At 62.5% G+C, this 18,465-nt stretch carries 22 protein-coding genes; 6 read left to right on the top strand and 16 right to left on the bottom strand.

Translation table 11 applies throughout. The features are described from left to right. The first annotated feature begins 120 nt into the window (after positions 1–120). Positions 121–525: a hypothetical protein gene (locus tag EJB06_RS18155; protein WP_126075426.1), complete on the top strand. Its 405-nt coding sequence runs from the start codon at positions 121–123 to the stop codon at positions 523–525. Between the two features lie 8 nt (positions 526–533). Here EJB06_RS18155 and EJB06_RS18160 read toward each other — a convergent pair whose 3' ends face one another. The 4 genes from EJB06_RS18160 to EJB06_RS18175 form a co-directional block, all read right to left on the bottom strand. Next, on the bottom strand, positions 534–1,307 hold the full coding sequence (locus EJB06_RS18160) for a sulfite exporter TauE/SafE family protein (protein WP_126075427.1): 774 nt from the start codon (positions 1,305–1,307) through the stop codon (positions 534–536). 114 nt (positions 1,308–1,421) lie between these two features. Beyond that, on the bottom strand, positions 1,422–2,060 hold the full coding sequence (locus EJB06_RS18165; RefSeq protein WP_126075428.1) for a peroxiredoxin: 639 nt from the start codon (positions 2,058–2,060) through the stop codon (positions 1,422–1,424). Positions 2,061–2,102: 42 nt separating this feature from the next. After that, complete coding sequence (locus EJB06_RS18170; protein WP_126075429.1) at positions 2,103–2,663, bottom strand: RBBP9/YdeN family alpha/beta hydrolase; 561 nt, start codon at positions 2,661–2,663, stop codon at positions 2,103–2,105. 112 nt (positions 2,664–2,775) lie between these two features. Then, positions 2,776–3,162: a diacylglycerol kinase gene (locus EJB06_RS18175; RefSeq protein WP_126075430.1), complete on the bottom strand. Its 387-nt coding sequence runs from the start codon at positions 3,160–3,162 to the stop codon at positions 2,776–2,778. 148 nt (positions 3,163–3,310) lie between these two features. Between EJB06_RS18175 and EJB06_RS18180 the strand changes: the two genes are divergently transcribed. Further along, positions 3,311–4,090: an IclR family transcriptional regulator gene (locus EJB06_RS18180; protein WP_126075431.1), complete on the top strand. Its 780-nt coding sequence runs from the start codon at positions 3,311–3,313 to the stop codon at positions 4,088–4,090. Positions 4,091–4,131: 41 nt separating this feature from the next. Here the strand turns inward: EJB06_RS18180 and pbpG are convergent, their stop codons facing one another. The 3 genes from pbpG to EJB06_RS18195 all read right to left on the bottom strand — a co-directional run bounded on the left by pbpG (position 4,132) and on the right by EJB06_RS18195 (position 6,932). Next, a complete protein-coding gene (gene pbpG / locus EJB06_RS18185) occupies positions 4,132–5,229 on the bottom strand; it encodes a D-alanyl-D-alanine endopeptidase (protein WP_126075432.1) in 1,098 nt (365 codons plus the stop codon). A gap of 153 nt (positions 5,230–5,382) precedes the next feature. Continuing rightward, positions 5,383–6,078, bottom strand: coding sequence for a nitroreductase (locus tag EJB06_RS18190; RefSeq protein ID WP_126075433.1), 696 nt, complete (start codon positions 6,076–6,078; stop codon positions 5,383–5,385). 8 nt (positions 6,079–6,086) lie between these two features. After that, on the bottom strand, positions 6,087–6,932 hold the full coding sequence (locus EJB06_RS18195; RefSeq protein WP_229427145.1) for a DMT family transporter: 846 nt from the start codon (positions 6,930–6,932) through the stop codon (positions 6,087–6,089). Between the two features lie 426 nt (positions 6,933–7,358). On the opposite strand from EJB06_RS18195, the gene phaP reads away from it, so the two are divergent. After that, positions 7,359–7,928 carry a TIGR01841 family phasin gene (phaP, locus tag EJB06_RS18200; protein ID WP_126075435.1) on the top strand — a complete coding sequence of 190 codons (570 nt, stop codon included), beginning with the start codon at positions 7,359–7,361 and terminating at the stop codon, positions 7,926–7,928. Between the two features lie 302 nt (positions 7,929–8,230). Here phaP and EJB06_RS18205 read toward each other — a convergent pair whose 3' ends face one another. The 7 genes from EJB06_RS18205 to EJB06_RS18235 all read right to left on the bottom strand — a co-directional run bounded on the left by EJB06_RS18205 (position 8,231) and on the right by EJB06_RS18235 (position 15,113). Beyond that, on the bottom strand, positions 8,231–8,953 hold the full coding sequence (locus EJB06_RS18205; RefSeq protein ID WP_126075436.1) for an ABC transporter ATP-binding protein: 723 nt from the start codon (positions 8,951–8,953) through the stop codon (positions 8,231–8,233). Further along, positions 8,950–9,723 (bottom strand): ABC transporter ATP-binding protein, encoded by a 774-nt coding sequence (locus EJB06_RS18210; protein ID WP_126075437.1) that lies wholly within the window; start codon positions 9,721–9,723, stop codon positions 8,950–8,952. Before EJB06_RS18210 ends, EJB06_RS18205 begins: the two co-directional genes overlap by 4 nt. Positions 9,724–9,744: 21 nt before the next feature. Next, on the bottom strand, positions 9,745–10,953 hold the full coding sequence (locus EJB06_RS18215) for an ABC transporter permease subunit (RefSeq protein ID WP_126075438.1): 1,209 nt from the start codon (positions 10,951–10,953) through the stop codon (positions 9,745–9,747). 23 nt (positions 10,954–10,976) lie between these two features. Beyond that, positions 10,977–11,906, bottom strand: coding sequence for a branched-chain amino acid ABC transporter permease (locus tag EJB06_RS18220; protein ID WP_126075439.1), 930 nt, complete (start codon positions 11,904–11,906; stop codon positions 10,977–10,979). 279 nt (positions 11,907–12,185) lie between these two features. Next, on the bottom strand, positions 12,186–13,133 hold the full coding sequence (gene ispH, locus EJB06_RS18225; protein WP_198420858.1) for a 4-hydroxy-3-methylbut-2-enyl diphosphate reductase: 948 nt from the start codon (positions 13,131–13,133) through the stop codon (positions 12,186–12,188). 47 nt (positions 13,134–13,180) lie between these two features. Then, a complete protein-coding gene (locus tag EJB06_RS18230; RefSeq protein WP_126075441.1) occupies positions 13,181–13,636 on the bottom strand; it encodes an FKBP-type peptidyl-prolyl cis-trans isomerase in 456 nt (151 codons plus the stop codon). A gap of 91 nt (positions 13,637–13,727) precedes the next feature. Further along, a complete protein-coding gene (locus tag EJB06_RS18235; protein WP_164557959.1) occupies positions 13,728–15,113 on the bottom strand; it encodes a hypothetical protein in 1,386 nt (461 codons plus the stop codon). 178 nt (positions 15,114–15,291) lie between these two features. Between EJB06_RS18235 and radC the strand changes: the two genes are divergently transcribed. The 3 genes from radC (at position 15,292) to rpmG (ending at position 16,520) form a co-directional block, all read left to right on the top strand. After that, positions 15,292–15,966 carry a RadC family protein gene (gene radC, locus EJB06_RS18240; RefSeq protein WP_126075443.1) on the top strand — a complete coding sequence of 225 codons (675 nt, stop codon included), beginning with the start codon at positions 15,292–15,294 and terminating at the stop codon, positions 15,964–15,966. A 136-nt stretch (positions 15,967–16,102) separates the two neighbouring features. Continuing rightward, positions 16,103–16,339: a 50S ribosomal protein L28 gene (gene rpmB / locus EJB06_RS18245; protein WP_054264245.1), complete on the top strand. Its 237-nt coding sequence runs from the start codon at positions 16,103–16,105 to the stop codon at positions 16,337–16,339. A 10-nt stretch (positions 16,340–16,349) separates the two neighbouring features. After that, positions 16,350–16,520 carry a 50S ribosomal protein L33 gene (gene rpmG / locus EJB06_RS18250; protein WP_197422130.1) on the top strand — a complete coding sequence of 57 codons (171 nt, stop codon included), beginning with the start codon at positions 16,350–16,352 and terminating at the stop codon, positions 16,518–16,520. 59 nt (positions 16,521–16,579) lie between these two features. On the opposite strand, the gene EJB06_RS18255 is transcribed toward rpmG, so the two are convergent. Beyond that, on the bottom strand, positions 16,580–17,080 hold the full coding sequence (locus tag EJB06_RS18255) for a low molecular weight protein-tyrosine-phosphatase (protein ID WP_126075444.1): 501 nt from the start codon (positions 17,078–17,080) through the stop codon (positions 16,580–16,582). A 117-nt stretch (positions 17,081–17,197) separates the two neighbouring features. After that, positions 17,198–18,409: a DesA family fatty acid desaturase gene (locus EJB06_RS18260; RefSeq protein WP_126075445.1), complete on the bottom strand. Its 1,212-nt coding sequence runs from the start codon at positions 18,407–18,409 to the stop codon at positions 17,198–17,200. Positions 18,410–18,465 lie beyond the last annotated feature (56 nt).

Below are 18,465 nucleotides of genomic sequence, written 5' to 3' on the forward strand. Positions count from 1 at the left end.
CGCTATTAGGATTGCGCCGAGCGCCGCGTCGCCGCCGTTTGAGACGGCGCAAACGCCGGGTAAAACGGCTGAACCCGGCTCGCAGCGGCGCGGTCTGACATGCAGCGATCAGGAGGAGGCATGGACATGCATACAGGTTTGCAAGGCAGCGGCGGCGCGCCGGGGACGCCGGAAACGATGCTCAGCGTCAGCGTACCGCCGGGGCTGCGCGCCATTTTCCAGGTCTGGGCGCAGGAATGCGATCCGGCGCCGATGCTGCCGCGCGGCGGCGACCCGCGGGCGCTGGTGGCGGCTTACGTCCGCCTGGGTGCGGCGGCCGGGACGGCGCCGGTCGAGCGCGAGATGCTGGTGCGGGTGTATGTGAATGCGGCGCTCAATTGCGAGTTCGCCCTGTGGACCGAGCTGCGCCACGAAGCGGCGTCGGTGCTGCGCTGGCTGGCGCCGATCGTGGTCGCCGACCCGGCCCTGCGCGCGCAGGTGGCGCAGGCCTGGCCGGGCAGCCGGGAATCGATGTCGTCTGTTTAGAGCCTATCTCAATAGACCAGCTTGACCGCCACCAGGGTCAGGGTGGTCGCCAGCAGGCCGCGCAGGAAGCCTTCCGGCACCGATTTGGCGATCCAGGAACCGAGGGTGATGCCCGGCAGCGATCCGATCAGCAGCATGGCCAGCAGGGACCAGTTGATCGAGCCCAGCCACCAGTGGCCGAAGGCGGCGATCGCGGTCAGCGGCACGGCGTAGGCGATGTCGGTGCCGGCCACTTCGGCCGGCGTCATGCGCGGATACAGCATGACCAGCAAGGTCGCGCCGATGGCGCCGGCGCCGATCGAGGATACCGTCACCAGCACGCCCAGCACCGCGCCCGAGAAGACGGTGGCGGCGGTCAGCTTGCTGCCCTGCAGCTGGCGCTCGGGTTTGGCGTTGATCCAGGCCATCATCTTGCCCCTGAACAGCAGCGCAATCACGGTCAGCATGACCGAGCCGGCGATCGAGTAGCGGATGATCTGGCCGATTTCCTTGTCGAGCGTACCGAATTGCTTGAGCGCCAGGGTAGCGGCCACGGCGGCCGGCAAGGCGCCGTAGCACAGATGGCGCACGATATCCCAGCGCACGGTGCCGCGCAGGCGGTGCGTGAAGGTGCCGGCCGATTTGGTAATGGAAGCGAAGGCGAGGTCGGTGCCCACGGCAACCGAGGGCGAGACGCCGAACAGCAAGGTCAGCAGCGGCGTCATGAGCGAGCCGCCGCCGACGCCGGTCATGCCGACCAGCAGGCCGACGGCAAAACCTGAAACGATGTACGTTAGTTGCATGAATGAGTCCCTAGAATGTCCGCAAGGGTATAGGGACTCTACCGCGTTTCAAACGATGGAAAGCTTATTTGCTTATGCGTTCCAGCACGGCGTGGTAAAAATGGTCATACCGGCCTATTTGTTCGGCTGCGGCGTCACGCGCAGGTAGGCGCGCTCGGCGGTGTAGCCTTTCGGGTACTTTTGCTTGATCACTTCCGGATCCTGCACGCTCAGCGGGATGATCACATCGTCGCCATCGCGCCAGTTGCCGGGCGTGGCCACGGTATAGGCGTCGCTCAGTTGCAGGGCGTCGATGACGCGCAGCACTTCGTCGAAATTGCGTCCGGTGCTCATCGGGTAGGTGATCGACAGGCGCACCTTTTTCTTCGGATCGATCACGAACAGCGAGCGGACCGTGGCCGTGGCCGACTGTTCCGGATGAATCATGTCGTACAGGGCCGCCACTTTTTTATCGGCATCGGCGATGATCGGAAAGCCGACCACGGTCTTTTGCGTCTCTTCGATATCCTTGATCCAGGTTTTGTGCAGCTCGGCCGGATCGACCGAGAGGGCAATGGCTTTCACGTTGCGCTTGTCGAATTCCGGCTTGAGCTTGGCGGTCAGGCCCAGTTCGGTCGTGCAGACGGGCGTAAAGTCGGCCGGATGCGAAAACAGCACCACCCACGAATCGCCCGCCCATTGGTGAAACTTGATCGTTCCCAGCGAAGAATCCTGCTCGAAATCGGGAGCGGTATCGCCCAGACGTAAACTCATTGTGATCTCCAATCGTTCATCAAAGTTATCAGCGGATGTCAATCATGGCGAAAAAGCCAGCATCCTATTGTGCGCCAATTCGGCCAAACGCTGCAAATACTTGTATCCGGCGGACCAGTCGCCCAGGCCGGACTCGGCATTGATATGCCCCACCCTGCCCTCCTCGATCAGCTCGCTCCCCCAGCGGCGCGCCCACAGGGCCGCGTGCGCCGCGCTCATCCATGGATCGTTGGCGCTACTCACCACAATGCTAGGGCAATCGAGCGACAGCGCGGGCAGGCGGTCGGCCACGCCGAATTTGTCGGGATCGGCGGGCGCAACCAGCAAGGCGCCGGCCACGCCCTCGCTGCTGCGGGCGATGCTGTGCACGGCGGTCAGGCAGCCGAAGCTGTGCGCCACCAGCAGCGCGGGACGCGGATCGGCGCGCCGCAGCCGATCGAGCCGCGCGGCCCAGGCGGCCAGGTCGGGATTGTCGAAATCGTCCTGGCGCACGCGCACGAATTCGGGATGCAGGCGCTGCCAGCGCGACTGCCAATGGTCCGGCCCGCTGTCCTGCAGTCCGCTGACCACGATTACTTGAAAATGGGGAAAGAGTTCGGTCATGGCGCACCTCCTGGAAGCGCCAGAATACGGCCCGAACCGGCGAAAGCGAAGGAATCGTTTCGCGGTTCGATATGCGGCCTGCGCATAAGGCGGGCCGGCAGCAAGAAGCGGACTAGTAAAAGCGGTTGAACAACACCAGGCCCCACGCGGCCACGGCAATCATGACCGCCAGCATCACGGCGGCGCTGCCGAAATCCTTGGCGTTCTTCGACAGCGGATGGCGCTCCAGCGAGATCCGGTCGACCACGGCTTCGATGGCCGAGTTGATCAGTTCGACGATGAGCACCAGCACCAGCACGGCAATCAGGAACAATTTCTGGAAGGCGGAAACGGGCAAGGCCAGGGCGATGATGGTGCCGATGACGACCATGATCAATTCCTGGCGGAATGCATGCTCGCTTTTCCAGGCGGACTTGAAGCCCTCGATCGAATAGCCGGTGGCCGCCACGATGCGCTTCAGGCCGCTTTTGCTCTTGAATTCACTGACAGGCTCGGTCATGGAGACTCTTTAAAATAACAGGTAACACGCATTATGCCCCGGCCCGAGGCGGCTGCGCCACCTTTGCCGGGCGCCACAGGGAAATTGCCAATCCTTTTCACATTGTGGTATAAAGTACGGACATATACTGCACTGCACCAACCACATCATGAAAATCGACACCGTTGAAGCACCCAAAACCTCGATCCAGGTCATCGAGCGCATGGTGGCCTTGCTCGACGCGCTGGCCAACTATACCGATCCGGTGAGCCTGAAGGAATTGTCCAAGGTATCCGGATTGCATCCCTCGACCGCGCACCGGATCCTGAACGACATGGTCATCACGCGCTTCGTGGACCGGGTCGAACCGGGCACCTACCGGCTCGGCATGCGCCTGCTGGAGCTGGGCAATGTGGTGAAAAGCCGCCTGTCGGTGCGCGAAGCGGCGCTCGACTTCATGCGCTCGCTGCACAAGAAGACCCAGCAGACCATCAACCTCTCGGTGCGCCAGGGCGATGAGATCGTGTACATCGACCGCGCCTTTTCGGAGCGTTCCGGCATGCAGGTGGTGCGCGCGATCGGCGGGCGCGGACCGCTGCACCTGACCTCGACCGGCAAGCTGTTCCTGTCGGTGGACGAGCCGAAGGCGATCCGGGCGTATGCCACGCGCACCGGACTGGCCGGGCACAACAAGAATTCGATCACCGACCTGGGCAAGCTGGAACGCGAGCTGAGCGTGGTCAGGACGCGCGGTTATGCCCGCGATAACGAGGAACTGGAACTGGGCGTGCGCTGCATGGCGGCAGGCATCCACGACGATTCGGGCAAGCTGATTGCCGGCCTGTCGATTTCGGCGCCGGCCGACCGCTTGCAGGAAGAATGGCTGGAAGACCTGGTGCTGACGGCCAGCCAGATTTCGGCGACCCTGGGCTATACCGGACCGGCGTGAGCCGTCGATCCCGGCCTGGGCCGGGCCGGGTCGTACTTCAATCAGGACATGCCCGCCGGCCGCAAGGCTTCCAGCCAGCGCCGCATGCGTCCCGCATCGGCCGTGCGCGACTGCTTGCCCTTGGAATCGAGGAATACCATGATCACCGAGCGGCCCTGGATCACGGTCTGCATCAGCAGGCAACGCCCCGCTTCGTTGATGAAGCCGGTTTTCTGCAAACCGATATCCCAATCCGGCATCGCGACCAGGTAGTTGGTATTGTTGTAATGCATCAGCCTGCCGCCCGCATCGACCGTCGATTTCGGATCGGTCGAATACTGGCGCAGCAGCGGCTGGTTGTATGCAAACATGGCCAGCTTGGCCAGGTCGCGCGCGCTGGCCACGTTGCGGCTGGACAGCCCGCTCGAATCGACATAGCGCGTATCGTTCATGCCCAACTGGTGCGCCTTGGCATTCATGGCCTCGACAAAGCCCGCCACGCCGCCCGGATAATTGCGTCCCAGCGCCGCCGCCGCCCGGTTCTCCGAACTCATCAGCGCGATATGCAGCAGGTTGGCGCGCGTCATGCGCGAACCGACGCGCAGGCGCGAACTGGTGAATTTTTCGTGGTCGACGTCGTCTTCGGTGATGGTCAGCACCTCGTCCATGTCCTGGTTCGCTTCGACCACGATCAGGCCGGTCATCAGCTTGGTGATCGAGGCGATCGGCAAGGCGATGTTGGCGTTCTTCTCGAACAGGACTTCCGCATTGTTCTGGTCGAGCACGAAGGCGACGTTGGACTTGAGGTCGAGCGGGTCGGGAGTCTGGTTCAGGCCGGCACGGTCGCCGGCGCTCTGGCGCACCCGTTCCGGCAGGGAAGCGGCCACGATCACGCGCTGGTACACCACCTTGCGCTTGCCCTTGACCATGACGGTGCGGCGCACCATGGTGTTGCGGCTTTCCGCCATGAGGCGCGGCGCAATCTCGCGCCGCTTGAAGCGGGTTTTTCCCGCGCTGGGTTTCTTGACCTTGCCGGCATTGACCACGGCCTTGGCCTTGGCCTTGACCCCGACCTTGGCCTTGGCCCTCTCCTTGGCGTCGACTGGCGGCGTGGCGACGAGCAGCAGGGAAGCGATAGCGCCCAAGACAAACTTATACATCTGAAATCCTTTGAAGCGAGCTGACCTATATGTTGCTGAAGTCTAGCAAAGTACTCAGCAATCGCAAGCGAATTTAACATTCGGAGGAAGTCTTGTGCCCGGCTACAACGTCCGTAGCCAGCGCGCTCCTTGCATCCGTCCTAGTGTACGCGTTTATTCCATGAAGCGAACAAAGCCTGCCAGCGGTTCGCGCGCGGTCACCAGGGTATTCTCGATCTTGTCGGGATCGGCGAAGCCGAGCGCCATGCCGCATACCAGCATCTCAGTGGGGGGCAGCTGAAGATGTTCGGCAATCACCCTGTGGTACGGGGTAAACGCCGCCTGCGGACAGGTATCGAGGCCGCGCCCGCGCGCCGCCACCATGATATTTTCCAGGAACATGCCGTAATCGAGCCAGGAGCCCTGTTCCAGCACCTTGTCGATGGTAAAGATCAGGCCCACCGGCGCGTCGAAAAAGCGGTAGTTGCGCCCGAACTGGGCGTGCATGCCGGCCTTGTTGTCGCGCTCCAGGCCCAGCAGCGAATACAGGTCCAGCCCCACCTTGCGGCGCCGCTCGATGTAGGGCGAGGTCCATTCGCGCGGGTAATACGGATATTCCTCCACGTGCAGGGCGGCCTGCGCCGGATCGTTGTGGACCGCCAGGATCGCCTGCGACAGGCGCTCTTTCGCCTGGCCGGTCAGCACGGTCACCTTCCACGGCTGGATATTGGTGCCCGACGGTGCGCGGGCGCTCACTTCCAGGATGGCCTCGATATCCTCGCGCGCGACCGGGGTCGGCAGGAAGGCGCGGATCGAACGGCGCGAACCGATGGCGGCGTCCACGATGGCTTGTTCTTTACTTACGAGCATTGTTACTCCTATTTTTTAACGACACAGACCACGCCGATCACCGCCACCACCATCCCGGCCACCCCGAGCCAGCTGAAGGCTTCGCCGAACATCAGCCAGGCCATCACGGCCGTGGTCGGCGGCGTCAGGTACAGCAAGCTGGTCACCTGGGTCGCATCGCTGCGGCGGATCAACGAAAACAGCAGGAAGATGGCGCCGATCGACAGCGCGAACACCGACCACATCCACGCACCGATGAAACGCGGGGTCCAATCGATGCTGCCGAGCGACCAGTCCAGCCCTTCGAACAGTATCGCGATGGGCAATAGTACCGCCACCGTCGACCCGAACTGGATCACGGTACCGGTGCGCAGATCGAAGTGCGGGCAAAAGTGCTTCTGGTACATCGTACCGGCGGTAATCGACAGCAGCGCCAGCACCGCATAGCCGATCGCCGGCGCGGACAGGCCGACCAGGGTGATCTTGGCATACACCACCAGCGCCACGCCGCTCAGGCCGAACAGCAGGCCCAGCCACTGGCGCGGGCGCACGGTTTCGCCGATCAGGGGCGCGCAGGCGGCGGTAAGGATCGGTTGCATGCCGACGATCAGGGCGGTGACGCCGGCCGGCATGCCGAGCTTGATGGCGCACCAGACGCCGCCCAGGTAGCCGGCCTGCAGCAGCAATCCGGCCACGGCGATATGGCCGATGCTGCCCTTCGGCCACGGGGCTTTCCAGATCAGCACGATGGGCAGCAGCACCACCAGCACCGCCGCGCAGCGCAGCAGCAGGAAGGTCAGCGGCGGCGCGTAGGGCAGGCCGAACTTGGCCACGATGAATCCGGTACTCCACAGCAGCACGAAAAACACGGGCATCGGCGACAGCCAGGGCGCACTGTGGCGCGGCGCAGCATTTTTTAACGTTTCGTTTGACATATATCAATGGCCGCGCTCGACGCCAAAACGTCAAGACGCCGTATCAACAGGTTGGACAGCGCGAACCGCGAGTCTAGCATGGGCGGCGTTGCCATGTTATCAAGGCCGGTTTTGTCTATGACAGCCGGGCTTGCGGCGGTGCACGAAGCGGACCATTGTTCTTGCCCGGCACAAGGATTTCTATTGATCACGAGAGGTTTGTGCACTGCACAAGATTCGCTTGACACTGGTCGGGAAATCATTAAAATGGCCTTTGTTGCGCTGCACAATCCTATTGTTCAGCCTTGGCTCGACAGATTTTTCTGCCTCACCGGTTCAACGCAGCATTTATCAACAATACTATTAATCAATATTTGGAGAATATATATGTTTGCAATCCCTGAGCAGTTTTCGAACGCCACCAAAGCCAACTTCGAATCGCAGTTCGCGCTGTACTCCTCGCTGACGTCGAAAGCCTTCGAAAGCATTGAAAAGCTGGTCGAGTTGAACATCACCGCTGCCAAGGCAACGCTGGAAGAGTCCTCGATCGCTACCAAGCAACTGCTGTCGGCCAAGGATCCACAAGAATTTTTCTCGCTGACCGCCGCCCAGGCCCAGCCGACCGCTGAAAAAGCGCTGTCCTACGGCCGCCAGCTGGCTGCCATCGCGACCGGCACCCAGGCTGAATTTTCGAAAGCGGCCGAATTCCAGATCGCCGAAACCAACCGCAAGGTGATTTCGCTGGTTGACGAAGTGAGCAAGAACGCACCGGCCGGTTCGGAAAACGTGGTTGCCGTCATCAAGGCATCGATCGGCAACGCCAACGCCGGCTACGAGCAGCTGACCAAGACCGCCAAGCAAGCCAAGGAAGCCATGGAAACCAATGTGAACGCGGCCGTATCGCAGTTCACCCAGGCTGCACAGAACGTTGCTGCACGCACCAGCGCCAAGCGTTAATCGAGCGCTGTCGCAGTAGCAAAAAACCCCGCAGCTGCGGGGTTTTTTTTATGGGAGGCATTCCATCAATGCTGCCAGGTTAAGCCATTGTCGACTGCAAACCCGGGATGACTTTGCGCGCAGGCGGGAATCCATGACAGCGCCGATCGGCAAACTTGCCTTGGATTCCCGCCTGCGCGGGAATGACGGCGCTTCAGTACAAGTCTGCGCGAAATGACGGCGCTTCAGTACGCGCCTGCGCGGGATGACGGCGCTTCAGTACGCGCCTGCGCGGAATGACGGCGCTTCAGTACGCGCGTTCGCTATTCGCCCAGGTAGGCCGCCTTCACGCGCGGATCGTGCAGCATGTCCTGGGCATTGCCGCCCATGATGATCGCGCCCGAATCCATCACATAACCGCGGTCGGCCGCTTCCAGCGCCAGTTTCGCGTTCTGTTCCACGAGCAAGACCGTGATCCCCTGCCTGTGCACGTCGCGAATCACCTCGAAAATCTTTTCCACCATGATCGGCGCCAGGCCCATCGAGGGCTCGTCCAGCAGCAGCAAGTTCGGATGGCTCATCAGGGCGCGCGCCATCGCCAGCATCTGCTGCTCGCCGCCGGACAGGGTCCCCGCCATCTGCGCCGCGCGTTCCTTCAAGCGCGGAAACACCGTGAACCACTTCTCGACATCGGCGTCGATGCCAGCCTTGTCGTCGCGCGTGTACGCGCCCATCAGCAGGTTTTCGTGGATCGACATGCGCGTGAACACGCCCCGCCCTTCCGGCACCATGGCCAGCTTCTTCTGCACCAGCTCGAACGACTTGCTGCCCTTGAGCGAGGCGCCCATATAGCTGATCGTGCCCTCGACCTTGCAGTCGGGCAAGGTGCCGGTGATGGCTTTCAGGGTGGTGGTCTTGCCGGCGCCGTTGGCGCCGATCAGGGTCACCAGCTCGCCCTTGTTCACTTCCAGGTCGATGCCCTTGACGGCCTTGATGCCGCCATAGGCCACCTTCAGCCCCTGGATCTTCAGAATGTTGTCGCTCATGCGTGAGCACCTCCCAGGTAGGCTTCGATCACTGCCGGATTTTTCTGTATGTCGGCCGGTAAGCCTTCCGCGATGGGTTTGCCGTATTCGAGCACGGTGATGCGGTCGCACAGCCCCATCATCAGCTTGACGTCGTGTTCGATCAACAGCACGGTCTTGCCTTCGTTCTTGATCTTGACCAGCAGTTCGCGCAGCGCCAGTTTTTCGGTCGCGTTCATGCCTGCGGCCGGTTCGTCCAGCGCCAGCAGCTGCGGCTCGGTTGCCAGGGCGCGCGCGATTTCCAGGCGGCGCTGGTCGCCGTAGGAGAGGAATTTGGCGGTGCGCTTGGCGAAGGCGCCGATGCCGACAAAGTCGAGCAATTCCTGCGCACGCGCGCGGATCGCCGCTTCTTCGAGGCGCGCCGCCTTGTGCCGGAACACCGCGCCGAATACGCCCTGATGGGTGCGCACATGGCAGCCGACCATCACGTTTTCGAGCGCCGTCATCTCGCCGAACAGGCGGATGTTCTGGAAGGTGCGGGCAATCCCGGCCTTGGCCACGAGGTGGGGGGCGGACGGCGAATACGGTTTGCCGGCCAGCTCGAAGGTGCCGGTATCGGGCTGGTAGAGCCCGGTAATGACGTTAAAAAAGGTGGTCTTGCCGGCGCCGTTCGGCCCGATCAGGCCGTAAATCTGGCCCTTCATGATCTTGATGCCGACGTTGGTCAGCGCTTGCAAACCGCCGAAGCGTTTGTTGACGCCGTCAATATGGAGAATGACTTGTTCGCTCATCTGGATATCCTCGCGCGGCCCTTACACCGGCAACTGGCCGGGCTTGTTGGTCTCGGCGGCCTCGGGCCGGTCTTCGTGCTTGGGCGCGGGCCACAGGCCGGCCGGACGGTTGAGCATGATCAAGACCATCGCCAGGCCGTACAGCAACTGACGCAGCACTTCAGCTTCGATCAGCACCTTGCCGAACAGGGTCATCTGCAGCGGCTCGACCACGTGGCGCAGCACTTCCGGCAAGGCCGCCAGCAGGACGCCGCCCATGATCACGCCGGGAATATGGCCGATACCGCCCAGCACCACCATCGCCAGCACCGCGATCGATTCGGTCAGCGAAAACGATTCCGGCGAGACAAAGCCCTGGAACGAGGCGAACATGGCGCCGGCCACGCCGCCGAAGGACGCCCCCATGGTGAACGCGAGCAGCTTGACGTTGCGGGTATTGATGCCCATGGCCTTGGCCGCGATTTCATCTTCGCGGATCGCAACCCAGGCACGGCCCAGGCGCGAATGCTGCAGGCGGGTGGTGATGAACACGATGGCGATGCACAGGAACAGGAACAGGAAGTAGTAAGCGTTCACTGACGGCATGCCGTAGCTGCCGATGAAGACGGTGGCCTTGGAACCCGGTTCGCCCGCCAGCGAGACGCCGAAAATGCGGATCGGATCGATCAGGTTGATGCCCTGCGGACCGTTGGTGAAGTTGATCGGGTCGTTCAGGTTGTTCATGAAAATGCGGATGATCTCGCCGAAGCCCAGGGTCACGATGGCCAGGTAGTCGCCGCGCAGCTTGAGCGTCGGGGCGCCCAGCAGGGCCCCGAAGAACCCGGCCGTGGCCGCCGCCAGCGGCACGATCAGCCAGACCGACAGGTGGATCCCGGTCTCGCGGATGTCGGGACCCATGATCGCCACCAGCCATTCCCCGAACACCGGATACTGGTTGACCACCGATTCGAGCAGGGCCGCAAATTGCGGCGAGGCCAGCAGCCCGGTCATGTAGGCGCCGACGGCGAAGAAGGCGATATAGCCGAGGTCGAGCAGGCCGGCGAAGCCGACCACGATGTTCAGCCCCAGCGCCAGCATGATGTACAGCAGCGCCATGTCGATGATGCGCACCCAGGAGTTGCCGAAGTTCTGGGCGACGAAGGGGAAGATCAGCAAGGCCACCAGCAGCGCGACCAGGTTGATGCGGGCCTGGCGCGGGTGGTTTTCCAGGTCAAACGAGAGCAGAGCCATGATGTTTCCTTTTCTGTTCGTTATCAGGCGCGGTCGGCGACGCGCTCGCCCATGATGCCGGACGGCCGGATCGTCAGGACGATGATCAATACGACGAAAGCAAAAATGTCCTGGTAATGGCTGCCCAGGAAGCCGCCGGTCAGGTCGCCGATGTAGCCGGCGCCGAGCGCTTCGATCAGGCCCAGCAGGATGCCGCCGATCATGGCGCCATAAATATTGCCGATGCCGCCCAGCACCGCCGCCGAGAAGGCTTTCAGGCCGGGCAGGAAACCCATCGCAAACTGGATCGAGGAATAGTTGGCGCCCCACATCACGCCGGCCACGGCGGCCAGCGCCGCGCCGATGGCGAAGGTAGCGACGATGACCTTGTTCGAGTCGACCCCCATCAGGCCGGCCACGCGGGGATTTTCGGCGGTGGCGCGCATGGCGCGGCCCAGCTTGGTTTTTTCGACCAGCAAGACCAGCGCGCCCATCGACATGGCCGCCAGCGCCAGCAACAGCACCTGGGTCTGGGAAATCACGGCGCCGCCGATATGGATCGGCTCGCTCGACAGCAGTTGCGGGAAGGACAGCGGGCTGCGGCCCCAGATCATCATCGAGAAGGTGGTCAGCAGGGTGGACACGCCGATCGCGGTGATCAGCGGGGCCAGGCGGGGAGCGTTGCGCAGGCGCCGGTAGGCGACCCGTTCGACCAGGACATTGACCAGCATGCAGACGGGAATGGCGCCGAGGATGGCGATGGCCAGGTCGACATAACCGGGCAAGCCGGGCGCGACGATTTCCAGGCCCTTGAGGATGGACAGGCCGACCATGGCGCCGATCATCAGCACGTCGCCGTGGGCAAAGTTAATCAGGTTGAGCACCCCGTACACCATGGTGTAACCCAGCGCGACCAGGGCATACATGCTGCCGAGCACAAGGCCGTTGATAATTTGTTGGATAAAGGTATCCATGATGACCCCGTTTCAATTCGTTCTAACAAAAACGGCACCCGGAGAAATCCCCGTGTGCCGCTCATGGCCTGACGCCGCTAGTGCACAAACACCGCCGTCCCTGGCCACGGGACTGCCGGTTTTTCATGTCTCTGCTGCAACCGTGCGCCATCAGAACGAACATGACGTCCCGATGACAAAACATCCGAGCGTCAACATCATAACGAGGTTTAGAAAAAACTAATATCGGAAAATCACACGTGTTCCGAATTTAATTTTGACAAACGGCCATGCTTTGGGTTATGCAACCCCAAGCTTGATGCCGTCGAGTCCCTTCGGCAGCGGGAAGGTCACATGCTCTTCCACGCCCTCCAATGCGCGCACGCTGCGCGCACCGAGTTCCTTGAGGCGGTCGATCACGGCCTGGACCAGGACTTCCGGCGCCGAGGCCCCGGCCGTGACGCCGATCCGCAGTTTGCCGACCAGCCATTGCGGATCGATCTGCGAGGCATTGTCGACCATATATGCCGGCGTGCCCTTCTTTTCCGCCACTTCGCGCAGGCGGTTCGAGTTCGAACTGTTGGGGCTGCCCACGACGATCACCACGTCCACCTGGGGCGCCATGAACTTGACCGCTTCCTGGCGGTTGGTGGTGGCGTAGCAGATGTCGCCCTTCTTCGGCTCGATGATGTTCGGGAACTTTTCCTTGAGCGCGGCGATGATGTCGGCGGTGTCGTCCACCGACAAGGTGGTTTGCGAGACGTAGGCCAGCTGGTCGGGGGTCTTCACTTGCAGCATGGCCACGTCGGCCACGGTTTCGACCAGGTGCATGCCTTCCTCGGTCTGGCCCATGGTGCCTTCGACTTCCGGATGGCCGTCGTGGCCGATCATGACGATCTCGCAGCCCTGGCGCCGCATCTTGGCGACCTCGACGTGCACCTTGGTCACCAGCGGACAGGTGGCGTCGAAAATGGTCAGGCCGCGCGCTTCGGCTTCGGCGCGCACCGCTTTCGACACGCCGTGGGCGGAAAACACCAGGGTGTTGCCCGGCGGGACATCCTCGAGTTCCTCGATGAAGATCGCGCCCTTGTTGCGCAAGTCCTCGACCACATAGGCGTTGTGCACGATTTCGTGGCGCACATAGATGGGCGCGCCGAATTGTTGCAGGGCGCGTTCGACGATTTCGATTGCGCGGTCGACGCCGGCGCAGAAACCGCGCGGCTGGGCCAGGAGAATTTCGCTGTCCATGATGAACCTCTGTATTTTCTATACAACAGTTATTTGTGTGACGACAATTAAAGTACTGAAATCAGGCGCACTTCGAATTGCAGCGACTGCCCAGCCAGCGGATGGTTGAAGTCGAAGGTCACGGCATCCTCGCCGAACTGGCGCAGCACGCCGGCAAAGCGGCCGCCGCCCGGCGCGGCGAAGTCGACCAGGTCGCCGATCTGATAGTCGGCGCCGGGAGCGGAATTCTCGTCCAGGGTGGCGCGCGAGACATCGCGCACCAGTTCCGGGTTGCGCTCGCCGAAGGCTTGCGCCGGGGCCAGCTGGAAAGTCTGGTGCGTGCCTTCCGGCAAGCCCATCAGGCAGGTTTCGAGGAAAGGCGCGAGCTGGCCGCTGCCCATCATCAGGGTGGCCGGGTTGCCGGCGAAGGTCGTGATCAGATCGGTACCGTCAGCGGTGGCCAGGCGGTAGTGCAGGGTCAGGTAAGCCGATTCGGTGACGACGGCGGGGGTAGTGGTGGACATGGTCGGTATCGAGGCGTGCAAAGCGACATTGTAAGCCACCCCGGGCCGAACGGCCTCGCCTTGCGGAATTTGATTGCAGGCGGGCACCGTTTTAACAGCCGCAGCCGTAGCTGAACGTGTCCTTACCAAGCACTTTCCAGGCGCCATTGATGTTGACCAGCACCAGGCGGTACCAGCGATCGTCGGTCGCGGTGATGGTCCGCTCGATATCGCCCGGCCCCTTGCCCTCCCCTTCCCAGACGGCCAGGTCGGCCACGCCGTCGGCGTCGAGGTCGTAGTAAAGATGGCTTCCCTTGATAAAACCGGTGCGGGCGCGGTCCAGGGTCATGCTGGCCTGCTTGCGCACGGCCGGTCCGGGCGGCAGCGCGCGCGTCGTGTAGAAGGCGTACAGGCTGCCCGGCGGATTGGCGTTCTGTTTCTTGCTGGCAGCGGCAAACTTGCCGAAAAAACGCCATGGACCGGCATCGGCCTCGCCAAACGCAAAGCCGGGCGCCCAGCCCTCGCACATGGGGCCGTCGGCGGCGCGCCACAGCGTCTCTGTCTTGCGCAGTACGCTTGGCGCGACGCGCAGCGCGCCGTCGCGGTCCAGCTGAACGCGCTGCACCGGACGCGCCAGGGCGTCGGTGCGGCTGAGCATGTCGTACAAGCCGGGCGAGTCGTCGTTCTGGCTCACGTCCGTCGGCCTGGGCCGCGGCTTGACCCATTGCCGGAAAGCGATGCCGAAGCGGCCGCTGGCCTCTTCGGCGCTGCTGGTGGGCGGCGCCACCTGGGCTTCGCTGCGGAACAGCGACGGCCCCACCTCGGCAAATGCCAGCGCCGCCACCACGCCCGCCAGGCGGCGCCGGCCGGCGGCTTGGTCGCTCCTGTGCAGCGAACTGTAGAAGATGCCAGTCGCCTCTTCCAGGCCTCCGGCAATCTCCCGCGCTTGCGGATCGGTATCGGCCAGCACGCCCAGGCGGCGGGCTTTGCGCTGGAGGTCGGCCCAGTCGGCAAACGGCGCCGGCCTGGGACCGTCGATGCCGCGCGCCAGGTGCGCCTTCATGCGCTCGAGCGCCGCGTCGCGCGGGAAAGGGCCCTGCTGGTGCAATCTGGGATGCAAGTCCTTGAGGTGGTTCGCATAGTTCTCCAGGTTGCTCCAGTTCGGTTGCAGGCGGAAAGCCCGCTCCGGATCGGATTCGCCGGCACGCGGCTTGCCGGGCACCGTGCTGACGATCACCGGTGAACGCGCCAGGTAGCGGCAGGCCGTGAAGCCGGCGGCGCCGTCCACCGTGCGGATTTCGCAGTAGCCGACTGCGTTTTCTTCGCGCACCAGGGTCACCCTGGCATTGCGCGCCAGGGTGGCGACGGCGGCGGCGCTGGCATCGGGCGTGGCGCGCACCACGACGTCGTCGCCCTCGACCCAGCGCTGCGCCGGTGCATCGGGCGCCGCGTGGACAAGCGGGGCCAGTAATAGGGCTGATACGGCAAGGATGCGCATGCAAGCTTCCATCGTTTAAAGACATGGTGTTGAAAAACACGGCAAGTTCCCGCAGCCTGTCACGCCGGGATCAGCAAGCCGCGCCGCAGCGCGACCATAATGACTGCGCATGATGGCGTCCATTGGCGTTGGCCTGCGACTCGTCATGTTGCAAGTTTACCATTCAAGCGGAGGCGCGATGGGCATCAAGGATTGGCCGGAACAGCAGCGTCCGCGCGAGCGGCTCATCAGCGAAGGCGCGGCGGCCCTGTCCGACCCGGAATTGCTGGCGGTTTTCCTGCGCGTGGGCGTGCGCGGCAAGAGCGCGGTCGAGCTCGGACGCGAGCTCTTGCTGCGCTTCGGCTCGATCAACGGCCTGTTCGGCGCCAGCCTGGTGCAGTTATCCACGGTACACGGACTCGGCCCCGCCAAGTTCGCGCAATTGCAGGCGGTCATGGAGTTAGCCCAGCGCGCCATCGGCGAGCGCCTCGCCAGCGGCGCGCTGCTCAATGCCCCGGAAGCGGTGCGCCAGTACCTGCGCATGCAACTGGGCCGCCAGGCGCACGAATCCTTCCTCGTGTTGTTCCTGGACGTCAAGCATCGCCTGATCGCCTGTGAAGAAATGTTTCGCGGCACCCTGACCCACACCAGCGTGCATCCGCGCGAGGTGGTGAAAGCGGCGCTGGCGCGCAACGCGGCCAGCATTTTATTGGCGCACAACCACCCGTCGGGCTCGCCCCACCCCAGCGAAGCGGACCTGCTGCTGACCCGCGCGCTGGTGCAGGCGCTGGCGCTGATCGATGTGCGCGTGCTCGACCATTTCGTGGTCGCGGGCCCCCATGTCCATTCCTTCGCCGAGCACGGCCAGATGTAAGCTTGTCGGACCCCGCCAAATTGTTAAATTTTTTCGATCATAAGACACAATTGTTTTTCACAAGTCGTTGATTTAGCTTCGCTTTTCACGCTATACTCTTGTTTTTCCAATTTTGGATATATTCAAGGAGTGCGCTATGGCACGTGTTTGCCAAGTAACTGGCAAGGGCCCGATGGTTGGTAACAACGTCTCCCACGCTAACAACAAAACGAAGCGTCGTTTTTTGCCTAACCTGCAAAACCGTCGTATTTTTGTGGAATCGGAAAACCGCTGGGTCTCCCTGCGCCTGTCCAACGCCGGTCTGCGCGTAATCGACAAAGTCGGCATCGATGCCGTGCTGGTCGACATGCGTGCCCGTGGCGAAAAAGTTTAATTAGGGAGCTATCATGGCAAAAACTGGCCGCGACAAAATCAAGCTGGAATCGACCGCAGGTACGGGTCACTTCTACACCACCGATAAAAACAAACGCACGATGCCTGCAAAAATGGAGATCATGAAGTTCGATCCTAAAGCACGCAAGCACGTGATGTACAAAGAAACCAAGATCAAGTAATCCGCGATCCCGATTTCAGTACCAGAAGAGCCGCCACGCAAGTGCGCGGCTCTTTTGCTTTATGCGCCCTTGGCGCGCGCGGCGAGGCGCTCGCGCAGGCTGGCCACCAGGCCGTCGGCGGCGTCTTCGATATAGTCGAGCACCAGTTCGAAACCATCGACGTCGCCCCCGTACGGGTCCGGCACCACGTCCGAGTCCGAGCGGCTCGCGAACTGCATCAGCAGGCCGATCTTGTGGCGGTATTGCGGCGGACAGGCCGCCGTGAGCATGGCGATATTCTGGTGGTCCATGCCCAGGATATGGTCGAACCGTTCGAAGTCTTCCAAGGTGATCCGGCGCGCGCGCTGCGCCCTCAGGTCGATGCCCCTGCGCGCCGCGTGCTCGCTCGAACGCGGATCGGGCGCGTGGCCGATGCGGTAATTCGAGGTGGCGGCCGAAGCGATCAGCAGGAACGGGTCCAGGCCCGCCGCAATGGCGCGGCTGCGGAACACGCCTTCGGCGGTCGGGGAACGGCAGTAGTTGGCCATGCAGACGAACAGGATGGCGATTTTCTTGGTCATGGGATTCGCTGTTGACGATCGGAGGCCCGCATTGCGCGCTCGGGCGTCAACTGAAAAACCGCCATTCCCAGGCGGGAATGACGGTCTTCGGGTCGGTGGCAGAGGAAAACGCCGGCGTTACGCGTAGCTGCGCAGGCGCAGCGAGAATTCCTGCAGCGATTTGATGCCCGATGCTTCGGCGCGCGTGCACCAGTCCTGCAACTGCTGCAGCAGCTGGTCGCGGGTAAAGTGCGAACGCTCCCAGATCGCGCCCAGTTCCACGCGCATCTGGTGCATGGTTTCCAGCGCCTTGCTGTGCTGGAACAGCTCGATCAATTGCTGCTTCTGCGGATCTTCCAGCTTGCCCGGCTCGCGCTGCAAGAGCTTGCGCGAGGATTTCAGGAAGCGCGATTCCAGCTCGGCCTTGTGCTTCAGGTGCTCGAATTCCTCGCGCCAGGCCTGCTTCACCGATTTGGCGTATTTCGCCATCACGTCGTAGCGGTTGGCGATCACCGATTGCAGGGTGTCCAGGTCGGCCACGGTCTTGCCATGCTCGAAAGCCGGCTTGGGCGCCACTTTCTTCACCTTGGCCAGGCCCAGCGTTTCCAGCACGCGGATATAGAACCAGCCAATATCGAATTCGTACCATTTCGACGACAGCTTGGCCGAAGTGGCAAAGGTGTGGTGATTGTTATGCAGTTCTTCGCCGCCGATCAGGATGCCGAACGGGATGATATTGGTGGCCGCGTCGGAGCAATCGTAATTGCGATAACCCCAATAGTGGCCGATGCCGTTGATGATGCCGGCGGCGGTAATCGGAATCCATGCCATCTGGATCGCCCAGATGGTCACGCCGATCACGCCGAACAGGGCGAAGTTAATCACCAGCAGCGCGGCGACGCCCTGCCAGCTGTAACGGGTGTACAGATTGCGCTCGATCCAGTCGGTCGGCGTGCCGTGGCCGTACTTTTCCATCGTTTCCATGTTCTTCGACTCGGCGCGATACAGCTCGGCGCCTTCGAACAGGACCTTGCGGATGCCGCGCGTGACCGGGCTGTGCGGATCTTCGGCCGTATCGCATTTGGCGTGGTGCTTGCGGTGGATCGCGGCCCACTCCTTGGTGACCTGGCCGGTGGTCAGCCACAGCCAGAAACGGAAAAAGTGGCTTGGAATCGCATGCAGGTCCAGCGCGCGGTGGGCCTGGTGACGGTGTAAATAGATGGTGACGCTGGCAATCGTAATATGCGTGACGATCAGCGTGTAAATCACGACTTCCCAGCCGGACAGGCCAATCAGGCCAGTCGCCGCAAAATCGAGCACAGCATTCAAGGTGGTGCTTAACAAATTCATTCCCGCTCCAGATTGGTGGTCGTTGCTATCTCGACCATGCCACATGGAAACGATCG

This window comes from Massilia atriviolacea (assembly GCF_003953935.1).
In the GTDB taxonomy this organism is placed as follows: Bacteria; Pseudomonadota; Gammaproteobacteria; order Burkholderiales; family Burkholderiaceae_D; genus Telluria_A; species Telluria_A atriviolacea.

Bases quoted from the DNA above. Each gene is read 5' to 3' on its own strand.
- radC (WP_126075443.1), top strand. From the start codon at position 15,292: ATGGGCATCAAGGATTGGCCGGAACAGCAGCGTCCGCGCGAGCGGCTC.
- EJB06_RS18160 (WP_126075427.1), bottom strand. From the start codon at position 1,307: ATGCAACTAACGTACATCGTTTCAGGTTTTGCCGTCGGCCTGCTGGTC.
- EJB06_RS18195 (WP_229427145.1), bottom strand. From the start codon at position 6,932: ATGCCCGTGTTTTTCGTGCTGCTGTGGAGTACCGGATTCATCGTGGCC.
- rpmB (WP_054264245.1), top strand. From the start codon at position 16,103: ATGGCACGTGTTTGCCAAGTAACTGGCAAGGGCCCGATGGTTGGTAAC.
- EJB06_RS18260 (WP_126075445.1), bottom strand. From the start codon at position 18,409: ATGAATTTGTTAAGCACCACCTTGAATGCTGTGCTCGATTTTGCGGCG.
- EJB06_RS18175 (WP_126075430.1), bottom strand. From the start codon at position 3,162: ATGACCGAGCCTGTCAGTGAATTCAAGAGCAAAAGCGGCCTGAAGCGC.
- EJB06_RS18255 (WP_126075444.1), bottom strand. From the start codon at position 17,080: ATGACCAAGAAAATCGCCATCCTGTTCGTCTGCATGGCCAACTACTGC.
- pbpG (WP_126075432.1), bottom strand. From the start codon at position 5,229: ATGTATAAGTTTGTCTTGGGCGCTATCGCTTCCCTGCTGCTCGTCGCC.
- EJB06_RS18235 (WP_164557959.1), bottom strand. From the start codon at position 15,113: ATGCGCATCCTTGCCGTATCAGCCCTATTACTGGCCCCGCTTGTCCAC.
- EJB06_RS18165 (WP_126075428.1), bottom strand. From the start codon at position 2,060: ATGAGTTTACGTCTGGGCGATACCGCTCCCGATTTCGAGCAGGATTCT.
- phaP (WP_126075435.1), top strand. From the start codon at position 7,359: ATGTTTGCAATCCCTGAGCAGTTTTCGAACGCCACCAAAGCCAACTTC.
- EJB06_RS18230 (WP_126075441.1), bottom strand. From the start codon at position 13,636: ATGTCCACCACTACCCCCGCCGTCGTCACCGAATCGGCTTACCTGACC.
- EJB06_RS18170 (WP_126075429.1), bottom strand. From the start codon at position 2,663: ATGACCGAACTCTTTCCCCATTTTCAAGTAATCGTGGTCAGCGGACTG.
- EJB06_RS18155 (WP_126075426.1), top strand. From the start codon at position 121: ATGGACATGCATACAGGTTTGCAAGGCAGCGGCGGCGCGCCGGGGACG.
- EJB06_RS18210 (WP_126075437.1), bottom strand. From the start codon at position 9,723: ATGAGCGAACAAGTCATTCTCCATATTGACGGCGTCAACAAACGCTTC.
- EJB06_RS18205 (WP_126075436.1), bottom strand. From the start codon at position 8,953: ATGAGCGACAACATTCTGAAGATCCAGGGGCTGAAGGTGGCCTATGGC.
- EJB06_RS18220 (WP_126075439.1), bottom strand. From the start codon at position 11,906: ATGGATACCTTTATCCAACAAATTATCAACGGCCTTGTGCTCGGCAGC.
- EJB06_RS18215 (WP_126075438.1), bottom strand. From the start codon at position 10,953: ATGGCTCTGCTCTCGTTTGACCTGGAAAACCACCCGCGCCAGGCCCGC.
- EJB06_RS18190 (WP_126075433.1), bottom strand. From the start codon at position 6,078: ATGCTCGTAAGTAAAGAACAAGCCATCGTGGACGCCGCCATCGGTTCG.
- ispH (WP_198420858.1), bottom strand. From the start codon at position 13,133: ATGGACAGCGAAATTCTCCTGGCCCAGCCGCGCGGTTTCTGCGCCGGC.
- EJB06_RS18180 (WP_126075431.1), top strand. From the start codon at position 3,311: ATGAAAATCGACACCGTTGAAGCACCCAAAACCTCGATCCAGGTCATC.